The organism is Pseudomonas sp. SB113, assembly GCF_040754745.1.
GTDB classification, from domain to species: Bacteria; Pseudomonadota; Gammaproteobacteria; order Pseudomonadales; family Pseudomonadaceae; genus Aquipseudomonas; species Aquipseudomonas grimontii.
This window is the reverse complement of sequence record NZ_JBFMHW010000003.1, coordinates 348,503-368,758: the sequence shown is the minus strand read 5'-3', so window position 1 is coordinate 368,758 and position 20,256 is coordinate 348,503. Positions and strand designations below refer to the sequence as shown.

At 58.5% G+C, this 20,256-nt stretch carries 20 protein-coding genes, 4 tRNA genes and 1 riboswitch; of the genes, 8 read left to right on the top strand and 16 right to left on the bottom strand.

Going from position 1 to position 20,256, the window contains the following annotated elements; translation table 11 throughout:
* Window positions 1–260: 260 nt before the first annotated feature.
* From flgE to AB1462_RS06365, 6 genes are all read right to left on the bottom strand, one after another.
* Entirely contained in the window at window positions 261–1,574 is a 1,314-nt protein-coding gene (gene flgE / locus AB1462_RS06390; protein WP_090400436.1) for a flagellar hook protein FlgE, read from the bottom strand.
* A 31-nt stretch (window positions 1,575–1,605) separates the two neighbouring features.
* On the bottom strand, window positions 1,606–2,331 hold the full coding sequence (gene flgD / locus AB1462_RS06385) for a flagellar hook assembly protein FlgD (protein WP_090400437.1): 726 nt from the start codon (window positions 2,329–2,331) through the stop codon (window positions 1,606–1,608).
* Between the two features lie 16 nt (window positions 2,332–2,347).
* The gene (gene flgC / locus AB1462_RS06380; protein ID WP_024076985.1) at window positions 2,348–2,791 is read right to left on the bottom strand and encodes a flagellar basal body rod protein FlgC; all 444 of its coding nucleotides are present in this window, start codon (window positions 2,789–2,791) and stop codon (window positions 2,348–2,350) included.
* Between the two features lie 3 nt (window positions 2,792–2,794).
* Window positions 2,795–3,202, bottom strand: a complete 408-nt coding sequence (gene flgB / locus AB1462_RS06375; RefSeq protein WP_003175633.1) for a flagellar basal body rod protein FlgB — start codon at window positions 3,200–3,202, stop codon at window positions 2,795–2,797.
* A 312-nt stretch (window positions 3,203–3,514) separates the two neighbouring features.
* Window positions 3,515–4,342, bottom strand: a complete 828-nt coding sequence (gene cheR, locus AB1462_RS06370; protein ID WP_090400438.1) for a protein-glutamate O-methyltransferase CheR — start codon at window positions 4,340–4,342, stop codon at window positions 3,515–3,517.
* Window positions 4,343–4,384: 42 nt separating this feature from the next.
* Window positions 4,385–5,317 carry a chemotaxis protein CheV gene (locus tag AB1462_RS06365; RefSeq protein WP_259191311.1) on the bottom strand — a complete coding sequence of 311 codons (933 nt, stop codon included), beginning with the start codon at window positions 5,315–5,317 and terminating at the stop codon, window positions 4,385–4,387.
* A gap of 92 nt (window positions 5,318–5,409) precedes the next feature.
* On the opposite strand from AB1462_RS06365, the gene flgA reads away from it, so the two are divergent.
* The 4 genes from flgA (at window position 5,410) to AB1462_RS06345 (ending at window position 8,004) form a co-directional block, all read left to right on the top strand.
* Window positions 5,410–6,174, top strand: a complete 765-nt coding sequence (gene flgA, locus AB1462_RS06360) for a flagellar basal body P-ring formation chaperone FlgA (protein WP_090400439.1) — start codon at window positions 5,410–5,412, stop codon at window positions 6,172–6,174.
* A gap of 141 nt (window positions 6,175–6,315) precedes the next feature.
* Window positions 6,316–6,639, top strand: coding sequence for a flagellar biosynthesis anti-sigma factor FlgM (gene flgM / locus AB1462_RS06355; RefSeq protein WP_090400440.1), 324 nt, complete (start codon window positions 6,316–6,318; stop codon window positions 6,637–6,639).
* A 48-nt stretch (window positions 6,640–6,687) separates the two neighbouring features.
* A complete protein-coding gene (locus AB1462_RS06350) occupies window positions 6,688–7,158 on the top strand; it encodes a flagella synthesis protein FlgN (RefSeq protein ID WP_027607781.1) in 471 nt (156 codons plus the stop codon).
* A 96-nt stretch (window positions 7,159–7,254) separates the two neighbouring features.
* Entirely contained in the window at window positions 7,255–8,004 is a 750-nt protein-coding gene (locus AB1462_RS06345) for a flagellar brake protein (protein WP_090400441.1), read from the top strand.
* A gap of 59 nt (window positions 8,005–8,063) precedes the next feature.
* Here the strand turns inward: AB1462_RS06345 and AB1462_RS06340 are convergent, their stop codons facing one another.
* The gene (locus AB1462_RS06340) at window positions 8,064–9,446 is read right to left on the bottom strand and encodes an MFS transporter (RefSeq protein ID WP_090400442.1); all 1,383 of its coding nucleotides are present in this window, start codon (window positions 9,444–9,446) and stop codon (window positions 8,064–8,066) included.
* A 287-nt stretch (window positions 9,447–9,733) separates the two neighbouring features.
* Window positions 9,734–9,810, bottom strand: a tRNA-Arg gene (locus AB1462_RS06335).
* A gap of 326 nt (window positions 9,811–10,136) precedes the next feature.
* Here AB1462_RS06335 and AB1462_RS06330 point away from each other — a divergent pair.
* The 3 genes from AB1462_RS06330 to AB1462_RS06320 all read left to right on the top strand — a co-directional run bounded on the left by AB1462_RS06330 (window position 10,137) and on the right by AB1462_RS06320 (window position 11,285).
* Entirely contained in the window at window positions 10,137–10,367 is a 231-nt protein-coding gene (locus AB1462_RS06330; protein ID WP_090400443.1) for a hypothetical protein, read from the top strand.
* Window positions 10,368–10,378: 11 nt separating this feature from the next.
* Complete coding sequence (locus AB1462_RS06325; protein ID WP_090400444.1) at window positions 10,379–10,558, top strand: PA3371 family protein; 180 nt, start codon at window positions 10,379–10,381, stop codon at window positions 10,556–10,558.
* 400 nt (window positions 10,559–10,958) lie between these two features.
* The gene (locus tag AB1462_RS06320; RefSeq protein ID WP_003193592.1) at window positions 10,959–11,285 is read left to right on the top strand and encodes an Arc family DNA-binding protein; all 327 of its coding nucleotides are present in this window, start codon (window positions 10,959–10,961) and stop codon (window positions 11,283–11,285) included.
* A 191-nt stretch (window positions 11,286–11,476) separates the two neighbouring features.
* On the opposite strand, the gene mgtE is transcribed toward AB1462_RS06320, so the two are convergent.
* The 8 genes from mgtE to ltaE all read right to left on the bottom strand — a co-directional run bounded on the left by mgtE (window position 11,477) and on the right by ltaE (window position 19,215).
* Window positions 11,477–12,919 carry a magnesium transporter gene (gene mgtE, locus AB1462_RS06315; protein WP_053140068.1) on the bottom strand — a complete coding sequence of 481 codons (1,443 nt, stop codon included), beginning with the start codon at window positions 12,917–12,919 and terminating at the stop codon, window positions 11,477–11,479.
* A gap of 339 nt (window positions 12,920–13,258) precedes the next feature.
* A tRNA-Arg gene (locus AB1462_RS06310) sits at window positions 13,259–13,335 on the bottom strand.
* Window positions 13,336–13,407: 72 nt separating this feature from the next.
* Window positions 13,408–13,484 (bottom strand) — tRNA-Arg (locus tag AB1462_RS06305).
* 108 nt (window positions 13,485–13,592) lie between these two features.
* Window positions 13,593–13,683, bottom strand: a tRNA-Ser gene (locus tag AB1462_RS06300).
* Between the two features lie 62 nt (window positions 13,684–13,745).
* A complete protein-coding gene (gene csrA / locus AB1462_RS06295) occupies window positions 13,746–13,934 on the bottom strand; it encodes a carbon storage regulator CsrA (RefSeq protein WP_003175645.1) in 189 nt (62 codons plus the stop codon).
* A gap of 175 nt (window positions 13,935–14,109) precedes the next feature.
* A complete protein-coding gene (locus tag AB1462_RS06290; RefSeq protein ID WP_090400445.1) occupies window positions 14,110–15,351 on the bottom strand; it encodes an aspartate kinase in 1,242 nt (413 codons plus the stop codon).
* A 95-nt stretch (window positions 15,352–15,446) separates the two neighbouring features.
* Window positions 15,447–18,065, bottom strand: coding sequence for an alanine--tRNA ligase (alaS, locus tag AB1462_RS06285; protein ID WP_259191318.1), 2,619 nt, complete (start codon window positions 18,063–18,065; stop codon window positions 15,447–15,449).
* A 145-nt stretch (window positions 18,066–18,210) separates the two neighbouring features.
* Window positions 18,211–19,215 (bottom strand): low-specificity L-threonine aldolase, encoded by a 1,005-nt coding sequence (gene ltaE / locus AB1462_RS06280; protein WP_367246379.1) that lies wholly within the window; start codon window positions 19,213–19,215, stop codon window positions 18,211–18,213.
* Between the two features lie 191 nt (window positions 19,216–19,406).
* Window positions 19,407–19,576, top strand: a riboswitch (FMN riboswitch).
* Between the two features lie 113 nt (window positions 19,577–19,689).
* On the opposite strand from ltaE, the gene AB1462_RS06275 reads away from it, so the two are divergent.
* The gene (locus AB1462_RS06275) at window positions 19,690–20,196 is read left to right on the top strand and encodes a 6,7-dimethyl-8-ribityllumazine synthase (protein WP_090400447.1); all 507 of its coding nucleotides are present in this window, start codon (window positions 19,690–19,692) and stop codon (window positions 20,194–20,196) included.
* Window positions 20,197–20,256: the final 60 nt, after the last annotated feature.

The following is a 20,256-nucleotide window of genomic DNA, read 5'->3' as shown; positions in this document are numbered from 1 at the left end:
TAGGGTTTATCGGGCTTTTTCGTTGCTGCGCCGAGGCGTTTGCCACTCCAGCCTCTAGGTAACCACTGACACTTCTGAACGCCACATCCCCTACCGCCTGATGATTGGCGAGCCAACAGGCCCTGAGCTGATCAGTGGCAAAGCCAAAAGGCAGCGTTCCTCCCATGCCTTTCAATGCATGAACCAAAGCACCGCAGAAGGTTTTCAACACCTACAAAAAAGCCCCTCTTACGAGGGGCTTCTTGTGGAGCGCTACCGCATCAGGTCATCTGAATGATGGTCTGCATGATGGTGCTCTGGGTGGAGATGGTCTTGGCGTTCGCCTGGTAGTTGCTCTGGGCCTTGATCAGGTCCACCAGCTCATTGGTCAGGTTGACGTTGGAGTTCTCCAGGGAGTTGGCCACGATCGAACCCAGGGTACCGGATTGCGGGGTGTCGTAACCCGGCTGGCCCGAGGCGAAGGTCTCTCTCCATGCGGTGCCGCCCGACGGCTGCAAGCCTTGCTCGTTGTTGAAGCTGGCCAGGGAGATCTGGCCGATGGCCTTGCTCTGCTGGTTGCTGAACGTGGCGAACAGTACGCCGCTGCCGTCGATTTTCAGGCCGGTGATCTGGCCGGTAGCGTAGCCATCGGTGATCGGAGGGTTACGGTAGCTGGCCGAGTTGTACTGGGTGATGTTGGCCATGTTGATGGCGATCCCCGTTGGGTTCGCCGTCGCACCGTTTGCCTTCCAAACACCAGCGGTCACTGTACCGGGGACCCAGCCGGTAATGGTCAGGGTGTTATTGGCCACACCGCCCGTCGTGACACTGGTGAGCGTGCCCGAACCGTCAAAGGCCAGCGTCGACGGTACCGGTGGGGTGGCCGGGGTGCCGCCCGTCGGCGGCGAACCGTCTGGGTTACGGCCATCAATCAGGGTGTAGGCGTTCCACTTGTTGCCATCTGTTTTCACCAGGTATTGCACCATCGGGTGTGCGTTGCCTTGGGCATCGTACAAGGTGGTGCTGTACTGGGTGGTGAAGGTACTGGTGTCCGCCGGGTCGAATGGCTTGAGCGTCTGGTTGATCACCGGTTCCGAGGAGTTCAGGTTACTGGTGGAGTCCACCTTGGTAGACGCCTTCGGCGGCAGGTTCGACAGGTTCAATTGCAGGTCGGTCAGACCGCCCTTGATGATTTTGCCATCATCGTCCGCCGCGTAGCCTTGCAGGCGCGAGGTACCGGTATTGTTGGTGATGTAGCCGTCTTTATCGGCACGGAAAGCACCGCTGCGGGTGTACTCCAGCGAGCCGTCGCTACCTTTCTGCACGAAGAAGCCGCCGCCCTGGATCGCCATGTCCAGGATGCCGCCACTGCCGTTGACGTCACCCTGGGTGAACTGCTGGGACACAGCCGCCAGGTTCACACCGTTGCCGATGCTGTTCTGGCCGGTGCCCAGTTTGGACGCGGCGTAGATGTCGGCGAATTCCGCACGGGACGACTTGAAGCCAGTGGTCGCAACGTTGGCGATGTTGTTGCCGGTTACGTCCAGTTGTTTGTTGGCCGCATAGAGGCCGCTAAGGCCGATGTTAAAAGACATGTTTCTCTCCCTCTGCCGTATTTAGCCGGCTCTATGTACCGATAGTCTGAATTTGCGACAGCTTGACGCTGCCCATGCCACCTGCAAGGTTCAGCAGCATTTCGCCGCCGGTCTTGCTCAACGTCACGCTGGTCACCGTTGCCGGCAACGAAGTCGCCATGGCTACCGATTCGCCTTTGTCGTTCTTGGTCGTCGCCGCGAAGGTGTAGGTGCCGGCTGGGGCAACCTCACCGTTGTCGTTCTTGCCATCCCAGATAAAGTCGGACGAACCCGCGCTTTGAGCACCCATATCGATGGTGCGCACCACGTTGCCGTCTTTATCGGAGATCTTGATCGAGACGTTGCCCGTCGCCGCAGTCACCGCTACCGAACCGGTCATGCTCTTGCTCGTGTCCACCAAGGCCTTGTTGGTCTGGGTGATGATCGAGCGTCCTACCAGCGAAGAAGCCTGCAGCGCCTGCGAGGAGCTGAAGTTGCTGGAGATCGCATTGACCGAATCGTTCAGGGTATTGATGCCTTCCAGGCTGCTGAACTGCGCCAGCTGGGCCACGAATGCACCGTTGTCCTGAGGCGACAGCGGGTTCTGGTTTTTCAGTTGGGTCACCAGCAGTTGCAGGAACGCGTCCTTGCCCAGTGACTGGCTGCCCGTCGCGGTCTTGGTAGCGTCGGTGACGGTGGTATTGTCTGTGGCGGTCTTGACCTTGGAATTGAAAAGGTCCTGGACCGCCGAATTGGTCGTGGTATCAACGATGGCCATTATTTGGCGCCCCTTATCACTGACCCAGGGTCAGGACCTTCTGCATCATGGTTTTGGCGGTGTTCATCATTTCCGCGTTGGTCTGGAACGAGCGGCTGGCGGAGATCATGTCTGCCATTTCCTCGACCACGTTGACGTTGGGGTAATAGACATAACCCTTTTCGTTCGCGGCAGGATGGTTCGGCTCGTAACGGGCCTCGAGGTTGCTCTGGTCTTCGACCACGCCGAGCACCTGCACGCCCTGACCGGCTGCGTCCTGGTTCTGGAACAGCGAATCGCTGCCGCCGCTCTGGCCGCCCTGGAACATGGTGGCGAACACCGGGTGACGGGCGCGATAGGTCTGGTCGATGCTCGAAGACACAGTCTCGGCGTTGGCGATGTTACTGGCGACGGTGTTCAAGCGCGTGGTCTGCGCGCTCATGCCACTGCCGGCAATATTGAAAACACTGGACAGGGACATGGCTTACTCTCCACGCAGGGCTGACATCAGCCCTTTGAATTTACTGTTGAGCAGGGTAAAGCTGGCCTGAAAGTTCACCGAGTTCTCGGCGTAGGCCGATTGCTCCAGCTGGGCGTCGACAGTGTTCTGGTCGATCGACGGCTGCATCGGCGTGCGATACAGCAGCGACTCGTCACCACTGCTCAGGCCTTGCGCTTCGATATGACGGCTGTTGGTCATGTTCAAGGCGAAGGTGCCGTTCTTGGTCTTGTCCTGCTGTGCGGCGAGCACGGCGGAGAAGTCCAGGTCCCGAGCCTTGTAGTTCGGGGTATCGGCGTTGGCAATGTTGTTGGCCAGGACTTCGGCACGCTGAGCGCGGAAGCCCAGGGCTTGTTCGTGGATACCGAGCGCTTTATCGAAGCTGATGCTCATGGCGGAAACCTTTAGGCTGACCTGCTGTTCGTTAACAGGGTTATAGCAAGGCGCATGCCAATATCTGATAACCCCGTAAATCAAGGGGTTGCGAGGAGCTTGCCGGCGGCAATGCCAGAAAAGCGGCAACGGGTTTCCGCGTGGCGCCAGTAAAGCGGCAATGGGGAGTTGCCGCTTTCATCAACTTTGCCGCAGAAACAAATGTGGGAGGGGGCTTGCCCCCGATAGCGGAGTATCAGTGATAGACACATCAACTGAACCACCGCTATCGGGGGCAAGCCCCCTCCCACATTCTTGACCGCGTCCGCTTTATTACTTGGCCTGGTAGATGATCCCCGGACTGCACTGCACCATCTGGAAATGATCCGGCAGGCCATTGAGCGCCTCGGATGCACCGAGGAACAGGTAGCCGCCACGCTTGAGGGTGCCGTGGATGCGCAACAGGATGTCCTTCTTCACTTCGGCCGAGAAGTAGATCAGCACATTGCGGCAAAACACCATGTCGAACTTGCCCAGGCTGGCGTAGCTGTCGAGCAGGTTGAACGAGCGAAACTCCACGCGACTCTTGATCGGCGCCTTGACCGCCCAACGCCCTGCCCCTTTCGGGTCGAAGTAACGTTGCAGGCGTTCCTGGGACAAACCACGGCCCAGGGCCAGGCTGTCGTACTCGCCGGTCTTGCAGTTGGTGAGCATGGTGCCGGACAGGTCGGTGGCGACGATCTGCGCCCCGGCTTTAAGCTGGCCCATGTTGGTCCGTTCGAACTCATCGATGGACATCGAAATCGAGTACGGTTCCTGACCCGAGGAGCAGGCGGCCGACCAGATACGCAGGCGCTGGCCCGGGCTGGCCTTGATGGCCTCCGGCAGCACTTTGCTCTTGAGCACTTCAAAGGGGTAGGTATCGCGAAACCACAGGGTTTCGTTGGTGGTCATGGCATCGACCACCATCTCCTTAAGGCCACTGCGCGGCTGCCCCTGGATCCGTTGAACCAACTCGCCCAGGGACTTGATGCCCTGCTGCTCCATCAGTTTGTTAAGACGGCTGGATACCAGGTATTGCTTGTTTTCACCGAGCAATATGCCACAGGCTTTTTCCAGGAAGACCCGGAACTGTTCAAAATCCAAATTACCCGTAGACACTGATACCGCCTCTAAAATCGTATGACCGCCAGGGGAAAAACCCTAGCTGTGATCTGCTGCCTTGATCCGGTCGACTACCCGGGATGCCAGGTCATCAGGGCGGAATTTGGCAAGGAAGTCATCGGCACCGACCTTCTTGACCATCGCCTGATTGAATACGCCCGACAACGAAGTATGCAGGATGATATGCAATTTTTGCATGCGTGGATCGCTGCGTATCTCAGCAGTGAGGGTATAGCCGTCCATTTCCGGCATCTCGATGTCGGAGATCATCATCAAGAATTCTTCTTCCGGCTTCTTGCCTTCCTCCACCAGCTTGCGCAGGTAATCCAGGGCCTGGCGACCATCATTGAGCGCCACAACCTCCACGCCGACGGTTTGCAGGCAGCGTGTCACCTGTTTACGCGCCACCGAGGAGTCATCCACCGTGAGCACTCGCAGCGAGACCGCCTTGTGCGCCGTTTCGGCGTCTACCACACCCACGGAAATCGATTCCGAGGTGGGTGCGACTTCGGCGAGGATCTTCTCCACGTCGATGATTTCCACCAACTGGTTATCGACCCGCGTCACCGCCGTGAGGTAGTGATCGCGCCCGGTGCCCTTGGGCGGCGGATGGATCTCTTCCCAGTTCATGTTGACGATACGTTCCACCGAGCGCACCAGGAAACCCTGGGTCTTGGTGTTGTACTCGGTAATAATCACGAACGGATTCTCGCGATCCTGCAGGCCAGCCGAACCGGTGGCCAGGGCCAGGTCAAGAATCGGGATGGTCGCGCCACGGATATTGGCGACGCCGCACACCACCGGGCTGGACTTGGGCATGATCGTCAGCTTCGGGCATTGCAACACTTCCCGCACTTTGAACACGTTAATGCCATACAGCTGCTTGCCATCCAGGCGAAAAAGCAGCAACTCCAGGCGATTCTGCCCTACCAGCTGTGTGCGCTGGTTTACTGAATCCATTACTCCTGCCATGCCATGACTCCTACGCTAAAACCTTTGGCTATACCTACAAGGGCGACGCGCACCCAACACTAAACGGCACGAGCTTTGCTATTTGTTGAATTATGGACATTAAAACGACAGTTTCCCGACGCCTTCACCTGACACGGTTTTGCAGATTGCTCTGCGTACCGCTGGCACTGCTCGCCTTCAGCCTGGGCGCCACGGCCCGTGCCGAGAACGTCACCTTGCCTGATCTACTTATCGGCGTCACTCAGGGCTTTCTTGAGTTCACTGTAGAAGATTATCTGGCGACCACACAGACGCCGGGGCGTTATGAAATCCAGGTCAACCAGTTGGACCCACGCCTGCGCATGCCGATGTGTGACAAGGAATTGACAGCCACCCTGGAAAGCCCCGCCCAACCGATCGGGCGCGTGACGGTCAAGGTACGCTGCGAAGGCGCCTCGCCCTGGACCGTGTTCGTGCCGGCCCAGGTCAAATTGTTCCGTGAAGTGGTGGTGGTTGCTCGCCCGCTGAAACGCACGGGCATCATCGGTTTTGAGGACGTTGTACTGCGTGAACGCGATATCAGCCAGATCAACCAGGGCTACCTGACATCCCTGGACCAGGCGATCGGACAGAAATTGACCCGACCAGTGGTCACCGATCAGGTCATTACCCTAGTGCATCTGGAACAGGCCGAGGTCATTCGCAAGGGCGATCAGGTGGTGATCTCCGCCAGCAGCGGCGGTTTAAACGTGAAAATGCCGGGCGAAGCATTGTCCAACGGCGGCATGAGCGAACAGATTCGGGTCAAGAACCTCAACTCCAACCGCGTGATCAAGGCGCGGGTGACAGCCCCAGGGCAAGTCGAGGTCGCGTTATAGATTACTGGTACAGGACGCTGGGTTTTCCTACACTGTGCACGAGAAGCGCCGTGCGGAGATTTATTGTCATTCGCGCCTAAAGTTTGTCAGGGTATGGCCGAAAACATGGCAAGCGTCCAAATACCCAGAGGTTTTTTTATCATGGTCATCGATTTCAGCCGTTTGAATAACACCCCGACGACGTCAGGCACTACGCGCACCACCGGCACCAAGGACAGCGTAGAAGCCAAGGCCCCGGCGCTGCCCGCCAAGGCAGAACAGGCCAATGCCAGCCAAAGCGGGGAATCCGTACACCTGAGCAATGAGGCTCAACAGTTGCAGAAGGTCACTGACTCGCTGCGCGATCAACCGGTAGTCAATAAAGCCCGCGTGGCCGAATTGAAGCAGGCGATCGCCGATGGCAGCTATAAAGTCGACAGCAACCGTGTAGCCAGCAAGCTGCTTAACTTCGAAGCCGAGCGCTAGGCAAAGGCCTGCGCAGGGCTTTTGGACGCTTAAAACCCAAGGCCAGCCATGCATCACGACGAACATTTGCTTCAACTGATCATTGATGATCTAGCGCCGACGCAACAGTTGCTCGAGCTGCTCAAAGAAGAATCCCTGGCCCTCTATGGCCGGGACATGCCGCTGCTGGAAGAAATTCTGGCGCGCAAACAGTCGTTGATCGTCCTGCTGGAACAGCACGGCAAAAAACGCAGCCAGATCCTCATCAGCCTCGGCCTGCCGGCAGACCACGACGGCCTGGCGCAGTTGGCCAGTCACTCCTCGGTCGGCGATCAACTCTTGGCCCAGAGCAAAGAGCTCAACCAGTTGCTCGCCCAGTGCCAGGAAGCCAACCTGCTTAATGGTCAGTCGATCCAGCTTCAGCAAGCTACGACCGCCAACCAGTTGCGTATACTCCACGGCGGAGAGCCTCCGGCACTCTATAACGCCCAGGGCTCCACCTCGCGCCTGGTCAAGCCAAGCACCCGCAGCCAAGCCTGACACCGGTTTACAGCGCGCCCTATCCAAGGCCCGTCACATGCTGGCAAAATGCCGGCTCTTGCGTGTAGTCGTATTTTGTCTGGAGATGGAAGAACCGTGTTCAACGCCCTTAATGCGGAAGATGCTCCGCAGCCACCCAAGGTCCTCACCACGCCTCTGGAAATCGCCGGCACCTTGCGGATGCTGCAAGACAGCCATGACCCGCTGATCATCACCTTCCACGAACGCAGCCAGCGCTTCCAAAGCTATCTGGTGGACGTCAACCGCGACAGCAACATGCTGGCGCTGGACGAAATGATCCCCCGTGACGGCGAGCGTTACCTCGAAAACGGCGAACCCTTTCGCATCGAAGGCTTCCATGATGGCGTACGCGTCGCCTGGGAAAGCAACGGCACCCTGAGCATCAGCGAAAAAGGCGGCCACCGTATCTACACCGGCAGCCTGCCGGACGAGGTGGTCTACCATCAGCGTCGCAACGCCTTCCGCGCCGCACTGAAGCTGGCGCAACTGGTGAATATCGAGCTGGGCGGCGAGAAACTACAGGCGCCGGTCAACGGCAAACTGCTGGATATTTCCGCCACCGGTTGCAAATTGCGTTTTGAAGGCGATATTTCCGAGCGCCTGCAACTGGGCCAGGTCTACGACCGCTTTGTCGCAGCCCTGTCGTTTGGCAGCATGACCACCGCTGTCGAACTGCGATACCTGCACTTCGAAGAAAGGATCAACACGACCTTTGCCGGTGTGCGCTTCCACAACATGAGTGGTTTGGTGCAACGTCAGGTCGAGCGCTTTGTGTACCAACTGCAGCGTGAAGCCCGACGGTTCGACAAAGACGACGATTTTTAATCCTTAACGATCGCAGCAAAAAAACGGGCAGACCCTTTGGGATCTGCCCGTTTTTGCTTTCAGGGCCGCGCCCTGCTCAAGTCGTGGGGATGTTCCTCCGGCCCCAGGGGCTCGGGTGGCCCTTCGAAGGCGGGCTCATCCACCGGTGGCGCGGGATCGACCTGCGGCTCGGGATCGGGGGCAGTTTGCATCTGCTCCTGCACCACCTGCTCATCGACCCGCGGGTCCAGCGCAGCCACCAGCGGCGAACTCGACATACTGTCGGGCATTGCCACATGATGCAGAGGGGCATCTTCCACCTGGTGCAGGTTGGTCACCGCCTTAGGCCGGATTCGCCACACCAGGATCAGCGCGCACAGGCTGAAAAATGCGTACAGCATCTGGCTGCCGAACAGCTTCATCACCACACCCGCCAGCAACGGCCCGACACTGGCGCCGATACCGTAGGTCACCAACAGCATGGCCGTCAGCGATACCCGACGATCCCCTTCCACATGGTCGTTGGAAAACGCCACGGCCAATGGGTACAGGCAAAACTGTACGAGGGAACACAGGAAGCCCGCGACAAACAGCACTTCCAGCGGCACCTGGGTCATGATTGCCAGCGGCAGTGCAGCCACCGCCAGGCACAAGGCGAAACAGCGGATCAGCAGCGCGCGATCATAACGATCCGATAACCAGCCTAACGGCCACTGCACCAGCAACCCGGCAAAAATGCAGCTACCCATGAACAGACCCACCTGTTCGGTGCTCAACCCTTGCTGGGAGGCATAAAGCGGCGCCAGACCGTAGAACGAACCGACGATCAAGCCAGCCCCCAACACCGTACTCAGCGACTGCGGCACGCGCTTGATAAAGAAGCGCGGCTCCATCGGCGCAGGATGCAGGGCTGCCGGGTGAATGCGTCGGGTCATGGCCACCGGCACCAGGCACAGGGCGAAGCACAGCGCCACCAGCATCAGCAGCTCAAGACCAAGCTGGGGATGCATCACCAGTATCAACTGGCCCAATACCAGCCCCAGGTAGGAGGCGATCATATAACCACTGAACACCACGCCACGCTGCTTGGCATCTGCCTGCTCATTGAGCCAGCTTTCGATGACCATGTACTGGCACATCATCCCCAGGCCCACGATCATCCGCAGCACAATCCAGGCCGGCAACCAATCGATCAGGCCATGGCCCAGCACAGCTGCGCCGACAATCCCGGCACAGGTGGCGTAAGCACGGATATGCCCGACCCGGGCAATCAGGCGATGCCCGATCTTGCCACCCAGCACCAGGCCAAAGTAGTTGGCTGCCATCAGCGCACCCACCCACAGGCTGTCGACATGGTCGGCCGCCAGGCGCAAGGCCAGGTATGTACTGAGCAGGCCGGAGCCAATCAGCATCATCAAGGAGGCGAAATAAAGGGCTCGAAAAGATTTCCAGATCTGGCGCATCGGCGTTCCGAGCGGCTCCTTGCGGTGAGAGACAGGGCTATCGGCATGATAGTCCCGGGTGACCGGGTCCGGACAGGCAACATGCGCTGTTTCCGGGGATTATTTTGCTTACAGCTCAGACGCTGTCGGATGGCGCGCAAGGTACATAGTTGCGACAAATACATCACAGCACCTGCTGTGAACCTTGATCGGCGGCAAGGTTCGACCCATGTGCAAAAAGATCGAGCGCCCACAAAAAAGCCCCGCCAGGAGGTTCTGTTCGGGGCTTTCTTCACGGGCTTGGAATCTGGTGTCCCAGGGCCGGTTCGAACGGCCAACCTTCCCCTTAGGAGGGGGATGCTCTATCCAATTGAGCTACTGGGACAAATGACCGCCATCAGGCCAAGGGCACTGCGACGGACGGCGTGCATGTTAACGGCCGAGTTGGGTTTTGTCATGTCGTCCGTGGGCTTTTTGAGTGTAGGCCGAGCCTTGCCGGAGCGATGGCGGTTTCGCCCCGCAAATACGGACACCTGGCCTTATCGTGCAAAATGCACTAACTCAAAATGCCAGCATTGCAAATTGCAACCTTTCGGCCCTGCAAAACAAACTCAAGCCATTGATTTTATTGAATTAATGTATTGGCACGACACCTGCAATAGTTCTCCTACAAAACCCACCCAGCCAAGGCGTTAAACGGAGAACATGACCATGAACAGTGCCATTCTGTTAGCTCTCAACACCGTAGCCCTGGCTGCACTGGTGATGTTCCACTTTCAATCGACTGGCAGCAATGACCCCGCCCAGCTCAGCCAACAGGCAGTTCCCCACCACTTGCAACAACGCCCGCAGCTGGCCGTGATGACCCCGAATGCACAAGCGCCAGTACGCCTGACTCAAGGCACCCAGACCGCACCTGCGTCTGAACACTGGGTTTTCTAAGGACACTCATCATGAGCAAACTTGCCTGGCTGTTTCTGTGCCTGACCATCGCCACCAGCCTTCTGGGCCTGAGTACCAGCTCTCACGATGGTCAAACCAGCGCATTTGTCGCCGCCGGCGTTTTTGCGAGCCTGCTTCTGCTGACGCTCGTCGTAGGTCGCCGAATCAAATTCGACCCGGTTTTACGCTGACCTCCCTCGCCTCTGCTCTGCCCTTCCCCCCTACCTTATGTCGCCTCGTCCTAGTAAATCGGCAAATTGCCACTAGTCTTAAAATCAAGGGCAAAAGGCCACTTTGCTATAGGATGTGCGGCCTCAAACCCTGTGGTGGCCTGGACTTACGGGAAGTTCCCTTGCGGAACCACTCGTGGAAAAGTTTTCCAACCAGTCCGCAAAAATGCAAATGAGTGCTGGCATAAAGCCTCTAGGCAGTTCAATATTTGTCACAGAATTGACGCCAAGGAACTGGCAAATCTGAGGCATGATGCGGCCTCTTTGCAATTCGGGTTGAACTTTGGTCGTGAGTCTTGTCTTAACACTCATCTTGCGGCCAATTCCAATAACCGCTCCCCTGAACTAACCGGTTAAATATATGCGCCCATTGAAACAGGCAATTTATTCCAGCCGTACGGCTGACAAGTTCGTCGTACGTCTGCCAGACGGAATGCGGGAACGCATTGCCGAGGTGGCTCGCAATCATCACCGCAGCATGAACTCCGAAATCATCGCGCGCCTGGAACAGAGCCTTATTCAGGAAGGTGCGTTGGGTGAAGAGCTGAGCATGCGCCTGGACAGCCCCGAGCTGTCGCTGCACGAACGCGAACTGCTGCAGCGTTTTCGTCAGCTCTCCCACCGCCAGCAAAATGCCCTCGTCTCGCTTATCGCGCACGACGTCGAGGCGGCCGCAGAAGCCAATTGATCTGACACTGAAAGCCGAAGCCAGCCATGTGCTGGCTTTTTTTTGCCTGGGATTTATACAGGGCTCTAGATTTTTATCACGTAGCAGCTGGCGAGCCCTGGCGTGGCTGCGTTTGCAGCCTGCCTGACACACCGCTGACGCAGCCTCGCCAGGGCTCGACAGCTACGCAGAGAGAGCCCGCTCGAGGCAGATCAGAGCAAGAAGATCGTCGCCAACCCCAGGAAGATGAAGAAGCCGCCACTGTCGGTCATGGCCGTGATCATCACGCTGGCACCCATGGCCGGGTCGCGCCCAAGCCGTGCCAGGGTCATGGGGATCAGCACCCCCATCAGTGCAGCCAATAGCAGGTTGAGGGTCATGGCAGCGGTCATCACCACGCCCAAGGACCAACTGCCATACAGCAAGTAGGCCACCACACCAATCACGCCACCCCACACCAAACCATTGATCAGACCCACCGCCAGCTCCTTGCGCAGCAGGCGCGAAGAGTTAGCGGTACTCACCTGATCCAACGCCATGGCGCGCACGATCATGGTGATGGTCTGGTTACCGGAGTTGCCACCAATGCCTGCCACGATCGGCATCAACGCCGCCAGGGCCACCAACTTCTCGATGGAGCCCTCGAACAGCCCGATCACACGGGAGGCGATAAACGCGGTAATCAGGTTAACGGCCAGCCAGGCCCAGCGGTTATGCAGGGAGCGCCAGACTGACGCAAAAATATCTTCCTCTTCACGCAAACCTGCCATGTTGAGGACTTCGGTTTCACTCTCTTCACGAATCAAGTCGACGATTTCGTCGATGGTCAGACGGCCGATCAGCTTGCCGTTCTTGTCGACCACCGGGGCGGAGATCAAGTCGTAACGCTCAAAGGCCTGCGCTGCGTCGTAGGCATCTTCATCCGGGTGAAAGCTCACGGTATCGCTGGCCATCAGGTCAGCAACTTTTTTCTCCGGATCGTTTACCAGCAGGCGCTTGATCGGCAGCACGCCCTTGAGAATGCCCTCATAGTCGACCACGAACAGTTTGTCGGTATGACCCGGCAGCTCTTTCAGCCGACGCAGGTAACGCAATACCACTTCCAGGCTGACGTCTTCGCGGATGGTGACCATCTCGAAGTCCATCAGTGCGCCGACCTGATCCTCGTCATAGGACAACGCGGAGCGCACGCGCTCACGCTGCTGGCCATCGAGGGCCTCCATCAGCTCATGCACAACATCACGGGGCAGCTCAGGCGCGAGGTCGGCCAGTTCGTCAGCGTCCATCTCCCTGGCGGCAGCCAGCAGCTCGTGATCATCCATGTCGGCGATCAGGGTTTCACGGACCGAGTCGGATACTTCGAGCAGGATGTCGCCGTCGCGGTCGGCCTTGACCAACTGCCAGAGGGTCAGTCGATCATCGAGCGGCAAGGCTTCGAGAATGTAGGCAACGTCGGCGGAGTGCAGGTCATCGAGTTTGCGCTGCAACTCGACGAGGTTCTGCCGGTGAACCAGGTTTTCTACCAGGTCATTATTCGGACCGTCCTGGCGGTGCGTGAAATCTTCGACCACGCGCTGGCGCTGCAGCAGCTCGATGACTTGAGCCAGGCGATCCTGCAGGCTTTCTTGTGTTTTCTTTACTTCTACTTCGGTCATAGGCGAACTCCACTCCCAGCAGCGGGGCACGCCGGAAGGATCAATCAGTCAATTCATGATTGGTAAAACGGGGTACTGAGTAACTACTGGGTAAGTCCATGGAGGTATTCCACAAGCCCCGGCGGGGCTGACGGGCGCAATGATACACCTTGCGTCCGTTTTTAACGTCAAAAAACTGGAAAGAACAAGCGCTTGCGAGCCAAAGTTGAGTATTGGCTGCACCTATCAACTGCGACGCCGCCGCGCGAATGGAAAACACATCAGAGAAGAGAAAAAGATAAAAACCCACACAAACCCCAGACGGCAAAAAGCCCGCACTAGGCGGGCTTTTTGTTTGTATGGTGCACTCGACAGGATTCGAACCTGTGACCGCTCGGTTCGTAGCCGAGTACTCTATCCAGCTGAGCTACGAGTGCAGATTGTGTTTTTAGACCAGATCACAACTGGTTGAAGCTGAGCTACCTGCATTACTGCAACTAACTCTTAAATGGTGCACTCGACAGGATTCGAACCTGTGACCGCTCGGTTCGTAGCCGAGTACTCTATCCAGCTGAGCTACGAGTGCATTTGTTGCCGCGCATTATAGGCCGTTCAATCTCTATGTAAAGCTATTTTTTCGTTTGCTTTCAACAACTTAACGAAAAAACCAGATTGCAACGTACTAAGCAAATAATGGCGGAGAACGGGGGATTCGAACCCCCGACACCCTTTTGAGGTGTACTCCCTTAGCAGGGGAGCGCCTTCGGCCACTCGGCCAGCTCTCCGCAACACGGGGCGTATATTAACCACGTTCATCCCCGTTTGCAAACATAAAAAACGATAAAAATTAAAGGCTTGGTTCTTCGTCCTTCTCTTTCTTGATCCGCAGGTAGATTTCCTCGCGGTGGACCGCTACCTCTTTCGGAGCATTCACCCCAATACGTACTTGATTGCCTTTGACGCCGAGCACGGTCACGGTGATTTCGCCATCACCGATAATCAGGCTTTCTGCGCACCGACGAGTCAGAATCAGCATACCTTTCTCCTCACGCATTTCATTTCAGGAACAACAGTCTGCAAAAAAAAGGCGTTCGACCTACGACTCGATAGCCATAGCCCTAACGGCCTAAGTATTGTCGAGCGCACGCAAAAGACCATGCGCCCTACAAAAAATTGAAAGGCGCGGTTTACCGCGCCTTCCTGGCATTGCGTCACTCGCCCTGTCGGGCCGGAGCGTCCAGCTCAAAAGCGGTATGCAGCGCACGTACAGCCAGCTCCAGGTACTTCTCTTCGATCACCACCGAGACTTTGATTTCGGAGGTAGAGATCATCTGGATATTGATGCTTTCCTTGGCGAGGGCCCCGAACATACGGCTGGCAACGCCGGCATGGGAACGCATGCCCACACCTACGATCGACACCTTGGCAATCTTGGTATCGCCGACCACTTCACGGGCGCCAATTTCGCTCGCGGTGTTCTCCAGGATTTTCAATGCCGCATCGTACTCGTTGCGGTGCACGGTGAAGGTGAAATCGGTGGTGTTATCGTGCGAGACGTTCTGCACGATCATATCGACTTCAACATTTGCATCGCTGATAGGGCCCAGAATCTTGAAGGCCACGCCCGGGGTGTCTGGCACGCCACGGATCGTCAGCTTGGCTTCATCGCGGTTGAAAGCGATGCCGGAAATGATCGGCTGTTCCATGGATTCCTCTTCATCAATAGTAATGAGGGTGCCCGGACCCTCTTTGAAGCTGTGCAATACGCGCAGCGGAACGTTGTACTTGCCGGCGAACTCCACCGCGCGGATCTGCAACACCTTGGAACCGAGGCTGGCCATTTCCAGCATCTCTTCAAAGGTGATCTTGTCCAGGCGCTGGGCCACGGACACAACACGCGGGTCGGTGGTGTAGACGCCGTCCACATCGGTATAGATCTGGCATTCATCAGCCTTAAGGGCCGCCGCCAGGGCCACACCGGTGGTGTCAGAACCGCCACGCCCGAGGGTGGTGATGTTGCCGTGCTCGTCCACGCCCTGGAAGCCCGCTACAACTACCACGCGGCCTGCTTTCAGATCAGTGCGAATTTTCTGATCGTCAATCTGCAGGATGCGCGCCTTGGTGTGCGCGCTGTCGGTGAGGATGCGCACCTGGCTGCCAGTGTAGGACACGGCAGGCACGCCACGCTTGTTCAGGGCCATGGCCAGCAAGGCGATGGTCACCTGCTCGCCGGTGGACACGATCACATCCAGCTCACGCGGCAGCGGCTGTTGGTCGCCACTGATGGCCTTGGCCAGTTCGATCAGGCGATTGGTCTCGCCGCTCATGGCCGACAGCACTACGACCAAGTCGTCACCGGCATCGCGGAATTTCTTAACCTTGTCGGCCACCTGCTCGATTCTTTCGACAGAGCCGACCGAGGTGCCTCCAAATTTCTGTACGATCAAAGCCATTTCCAAGCCGCCTCAGCCCGTAAAGGGGCGCCTAAATATCCAATCAACCAGCACAGAACAGCCCGTGACTAGACCACGGGCGGGTTAACAGTGCCTTAAATACCTGCCTCGACAAATGGCACGGTCAGGGCCAGGGCCGCGTCCAGGGCGCTGGCGTCCACACCACCGCCTTGCGCCATGTCCGGACGACCGCCGCCCTTCCCGCCCACTGCCGCAGCGGCTTGCTTCATCAAATCACCGGCCTTGAGTTGGCCAGTCAGGTCCTTGGTTACACCGGCAACCAGCACGACCTTATCCTCATGGACACTGCCGAGCAGGATCACTGCGCGGCCGAGCTTGTTCTTCAACTGATCGACCAGGGCCAACAGCGCCTTGCCGTCCTGACCATCCAGGCGTGCCGCCAGGACTTTCACGTCCTTGACGTCCACCGCAGAAGCCGACAGATCGTCGCCCGCCGCGCTGGCTGCCTTGGCCTGCAACTGCTCCAGCTGTTTTTCCAGCGCACGGTTACGCTCCAGCACGGCGGACAGCTTGTCGATCAGGTTGTCGCGGCTGCCCTTGACCAGGCTGGCCGCTTCCTTGAGTTGTTCTTCAGCCGCATTCAGGTAGGCCAGGGCCGCAGCACCGGTCACCGCTTCAATACGACGTACGCCCGACGCCACGCCACCTTCGCTGATGATTTTCAGCAGGCCGATGTCGCCGGTACGGTTGGCGTGGATACCGCCACACAGTTCTACCGAGAAATCGCCACCCATGCTCAGTACGCGCACGTTGTCGCCGTACTTCTCGCCGAACAGCGCCATGGCGCCCTTGGCCTTGGCAGTCTCGATATCGGTTTCTTCGGTTTCTACCGGGGTGTTCTTGCGCACTTGCGCGTTGACGATGTCTTCCAGGGACTTGATCTGCTCAGGCTTGATCGCTTCGAAGTGGCTGAAGTCGAAACGCAGGCGCTGGCTGTCGACCAACGACCCCTTCTGCTGGACGTGCTCGCCCAACACCTGGCGCAGTGCAGCGTGCAGCAAGTGCGTGGCCGAGTGGTTCAGCGCGGTTGCGTGGCGTACGTCGGCATCGACCTGGGTATCTACCGGCGCACCCACGGTCAAGTTGCCCAGCACCAGCACGCCGTGATGCAGGAACGCACCGCCGGTCTTGGTGGTGTCGCGCACTTCAAAACGACCCGACGTTGAGCTGAGGAAACCACAGTCACCGATCTGGCCGCCGGACTCGGCGTAGAACGGCGTCTGGTCCAGGACCACAACGGCCTCGTCGCCTTCATTCAGAACGTCGACCGACTTGCCATCTTTATAGAGGGCCACGATCTTGGCCGAGCCAACGGTCGCCTTGTAACCGGTGAACTCGGTGGGCACGTCAACCTTGACCAGGGTGTTGTAGTCCAGGCCAAACGAACTGGCGGAACGCGCGCGCACGCGCTGGGCTTCCATCTCACGCTCAAACCCGGCTTCATCGATGGTCAGCTCGCGCTCACGGGCGATGTCGGCGGTCAGGTCCATCGGGAAGCCATAGGTGTCGTACAGCTTGAACACCACATCGCCCGGCACCACGGTGCCTTTGAGCTCAGCCAGGTCCTGCTCCAGAATCTTCAGGCCGTGTTCCAGGGTCTTGGAGAACTGTTCTTCTTCGGCCTTGAGCACGCGCTCGATGTTGCCCTGCTGCTGCTTGAGTTCCGGGAAGGCATCGCCCATCTCGGCAACCAGCGCGGCGACGATCTTGTAGAAGAAGCTACCGGTGGCGCCCAACTTGTTACCGTGACGGCAGGCGCGACGGATGATGCGACGCAGCACGTAGCCACGGCCTTCGTTGGACGGCAGTACACCGTCGGCGATCAGGAAACCGCAGGAACGGATGTGGTCCGACACCACCTTGAGGGACGACTGGCTTTCATTGGCGCAGCCAATGGCCGCGGCCGACGCGCTCAACAGGTTGGTGAACAGGTCGATCTCGTAGTTGGAGTGAACGTGCTGCATCACCGCACTGATCCGCTCCAGGCCCATGCCGGTGTCTACCGACGGTGCCGGCAGCGGATGCAACACGCCATCGGCGGTGCGGTTGAACTGCATGAACACGTTGTTCCAGATCTCGATGTAACGGTCGCCGTCTTCTTCCGGCGAGCCCGGTGGGCCGCCCCAGATGTCGGCGCCGTGATCGTAGAAAATCTCGGTGCATGGGCCGCACGGGCCGGTATCGCCCATGGTCCAGAAGTTATCGGAAGCGTAAGGCGCACCCTTGTTGTCGCCGATGCGAATCATGCGCTCGACGGGCACCCCGATTTCCTTGGTCCAGATGTCATACGCTTCGTCGTCCGTCGCGTAGACAGTCACCCAGAGTTTTTCCTTGGGCAGCTTCAACACGCCGGTCAGGAAGGTCCAAGCGAAAGTAATCGCGTCTTTCTTGAAATAGTCACCAAAGCTGAAGTTGCCCAGCATTTCGAAGAACGTGTGGTGGCGGGCGGTGTAACCGACGTTTTCCAGGTCACTGTTCTTGCCGCCGGCACGTACGCACTTCTGGCTGCTGGTGGCGCGGGTGTAGGCGCGCTTTTCCTGGCCCAGGAAGCAGTCCTTGAACTGGTTCATCCCCGCGTTAGTGAACAGCAGGGTGGGGTCATTGCCTGGGATCAAGGAGCTGGAGGAGACACGGGTGTGACCTTGCTCTTCGAAGAAGCGAAGGAAGGCTTCACGGATTTCTGCGCTTTTCATAGGTTCTTCCACGGAGGCTGCGGCCAAAGGCCAGTGCGCAACATCATCAGACGGAGCGACGGCAAAAGGCCGCATTATATCGGCCCTTTGCCGGTGGTACAGCGTGTTTATGCGATAGAGAGGTTCAATTAGACGGTCAGCACGCTCATTTGCGCGAAAATTCGACGAATACCTTGAGCACTTGCTCGATCTGCGCCCGGCTCACATCCAGATGCGTCACCATGCGCAGGCGCGGCGCGGCACTCAACTTGATCCCACGTTCGGCGGCAAACGCCTTCAAGGCCTCTGCCCGGTCGCCGATCTGCACGTAGACCATGTTGGTCTGCACCGGCTCCACCGCGTACCCGGCGTTGCGCAATTCATCGCCCAGCCATTGCGCATTGGCATGGTCGTCGGCCAGGCGCTGCACCTGGTGGTCCAGGGCGTACAGCCCCGCCGCCGCCAGGGAACCGGCCTGGCGCATGCCACCACCGACCATCTTGCGCAAACGACGCGCCTTGGCGATCAACGCCGTGGAGCCGCACAGCACCGAGCCGATCGGCGCACCGAGGCCCTTGGACAGGCACACCGACACCGAGTCGAAATGCTGGGCGATCGCCCGCGCATCGACCCCGAGCTTGACCGCCGCGTTGTAGATTCGCGCGCCATCCAGATGCAGGGCCAGGCCATGTTCGCGGGTAAACGCCCGCGCCTTCGCCAGGTAGTCCAGCGGCAGCACCTTGCCCTGCATGGTGTTTTCCAGGGCCAGCAGGCGGGTGCGGGCGAAGTGGAAGTCGTCCGGCTTGATGGCGTCGAGCACGTGGTTCAGATCGAGGGAGCCATCCGCCTGCACTTCCAGCGGTTGCGGCTGGATCGAACCCAGCACCGCCGCACCACCGCCTTCGTATTTGTAGGTGTGCGCCTGCTGGCCGACGATGTATTCCTCACCACGCTCACAGTGAGCCATCAGCGCCAGCAGGTTGCTCATGGTGCCGGTGGGCACGAACAGCGCGGCCGCAAAGCCCAGGCGCTTGGCCAGCTCGGCCTCCAGGCGGTTGACGCTGGGGTCTTCGCCGTAGACGTCATCACCGCTGACGGCGGTGGCCATGGCGTCGAGCATGCCAGGGGTGGGTTGGGTCACGGTGTCGCTGCGCAGGTCGATCACAGACATGAAACAAGCCTCGAATGGGTTCATTAAGCTTCTTATGAGGATGATTACTGCGGGCAAAGCCACGGAATATCAAGCCCCACGCGTTCTCAATCGAATACCAACCAAACAAACCGATATAGCTTATCGATACGGCGCTCGTGCAGTTTATGAAAAACCATGTTAAAAACTCTCCGCCACCAGGGTTCTGGTGGCAACGTTCTCAGGGCGGGGTGCAATTCCCCACCGGCGGTAATTGCACGCAATGTGCATAGCCCGCGAGCGCTTGGCGCCTCGAACTGCTCACGCAGGACGGCGACAAGGTCAGCAGACCCGGTGTGATCCCGGGGCCGACGGTCATAGTCCGGATGAAGAGAGAACGGGATTGGCACCTAAGGGCCGCACGCTGAGCGCATGCCTGCATGACTCGGCGGTTCGTACCCTTAAATCCCATTCGATTCATAACGCCCTGTTTTTTTCTTAAACAGGAGTCAGAACATGCAACCCACCGCAATCGACAGCAAAAGCAAAAACCATCACGGCGAGCGCGTCGCGTTTATCCAGGCCTGCTGGCACAAGGATATTGTCGACCAATCGCGCAAAGGCTTCCTCGCCGAAATGCTCGCCCAGGGCTACCAGGAATCGGACATCGATTTCTTCGAAGTCGGCGGCGCCTTTGAAATGCCCCTGCACGCCAAGTTGCTGGCCAAGACCGGCCGTTACGCCGGTATCGTTGCCGCCGCGCTGGTGGTGGACGGCGGGATTTATCGTCACGAATTCGTCGCCCAATCGGTGGTCAGCGGCCTGATGCAGGTGCAGCTGGAAACCGAAGTGCCGGTGTTCTCGGTGTCCCTGACGCCGCATCACTTCCATGCCGGCAGCGAGCACCACGCGTTCTTCCACGATCACTTCGTGCACAAGGGCCAGGAAGCTGCGCGTACGTGCGCCGACACCCTGCACAAGGTGCGGGCGATCCGTCGCAGCGAGCAAAAACTCGCCGTCTGACCCGCTCACGCATAAAAATGCCCTGACAAGCTCGCTTGCCGGGGCATTTTTTTATGGCAC

Excerpts from the sequence above, each read along its gene's own strand:
- flgM (WP_090400440.1), top strand. The coding sequence starts at position 6,316 with ATGGTCATCGATTTCAGCCGTTTGAATAACACCCCGACGACGTCAGGC.
- AB1462_RS06350 (WP_027607781.1), top strand. The coding sequence starts at position 6,688 with ATGCATCACGACGAACATTTGCTTCAACTGATCATTGATGATCTAGCG.
- AB1462_RS06365 (WP_259191311.1), bottom strand. The coding sequence starts at position 5,317 with ATGGCAGGAGTAATGGATTCAGTAAACCAGCGCACACAGCTGGTAGGG.
- mgtE (WP_053140068.1), bottom strand. The coding sequence starts at position 12,919 with ATGACCGAAGTAGAAGTAAAGAAAACACAAGAAAGCCTGCAGGATCGC.
- AB1462_RS06290 (WP_090400445.1), bottom strand. The coding sequence starts at position 15,351 with ATGGCTTTGATCGTACAGAAATTTGGAGGCACCTCGGTCGGCTCTGTC.
- csrA (WP_003175645.1), bottom strand. The coding sequence starts at position 13,934 with ATGCTGATTCTGACTCGTCGGTGCGCAGAAAGCCTGATTATCGGTGAT.
- AB1462_RS06330 (WP_090400443.1), top strand. The coding sequence starts at position 10,137 with ATGAACAGTGCCATTCTGTTAGCTCTCAACACCGTAGCCCTGGCTGCA.
- flgE (WP_090400436.1), bottom strand. The coding sequence starts at position 1,574 with ATGTCTTTTAACATCGGCCTTAGCGGCCTCTATGCGGCCAACAAACAA.
- alaS (WP_259191318.1), bottom strand. The coding sequence starts at position 18,065 with ATGAAAAGCGCAGAAATCCGTGAAGCCTTCCTTCGCTTCTTCGAAGAG.
- flgA (WP_090400439.1), top strand. The coding sequence starts at position 5,410 with ATGGACATTAAAACGACAGTTTCCCGACGCCTTCACCTGACACGGTTT.
- flgC (WP_024076985.1), bottom strand. The coding sequence starts at position 2,791 with ATGTCCCTGTCCAGTGTTTTCAATATTGCCGGCAGTGGCATGAGCGCG.
- AB1462_RS06275 (WP_090400447.1), top strand. The coding sequence starts at position 19,690 with ATGCAACCCACCGCAATCGACAGCAAAAGCAAAAACCATCACGGCGAG.
- AB1462_RS06320 (WP_003193592.1), top strand. The coding sequence starts at position 10,959 with ATGCGCCCATTGAAACAGGCAATTTATTCCAGCCGTACGGCTGACAAG.
- flgB (WP_003175633.1), bottom strand. The coding sequence starts at position 3,202 with ATGAGCATCAGCTTCGATAAAGCGCTCGGTATCCACGAACAAGCCCTG.
- AB1462_RS06340 (WP_090400442.1), bottom strand. The coding sequence starts at position 9,446 with ATGCGCCAGATCTGGAAATCTTTTCGAGCCCTTTATTTCGCCTCCTTG.
- AB1462_RS06325 (WP_090400444.1), top strand. The coding sequence starts at position 10,379 with ATGAGCAAACTTGCCTGGCTGTTTCTGTGCCTGACCATCGCCACCAGC.
- flgD (WP_090400437.1), bottom strand. The coding sequence starts at position 2,331 with ATGGCCATCGTTGATACCACGACCAATTCGGCGGTCCAGGACCTTTTC.
- ltaE (WP_367246379.1), bottom strand. The coding sequence starts at position 19,215 with ATGTCTGTGATCGACCTGCGCAGCGACACCGTGACCCAACCCACCCCT.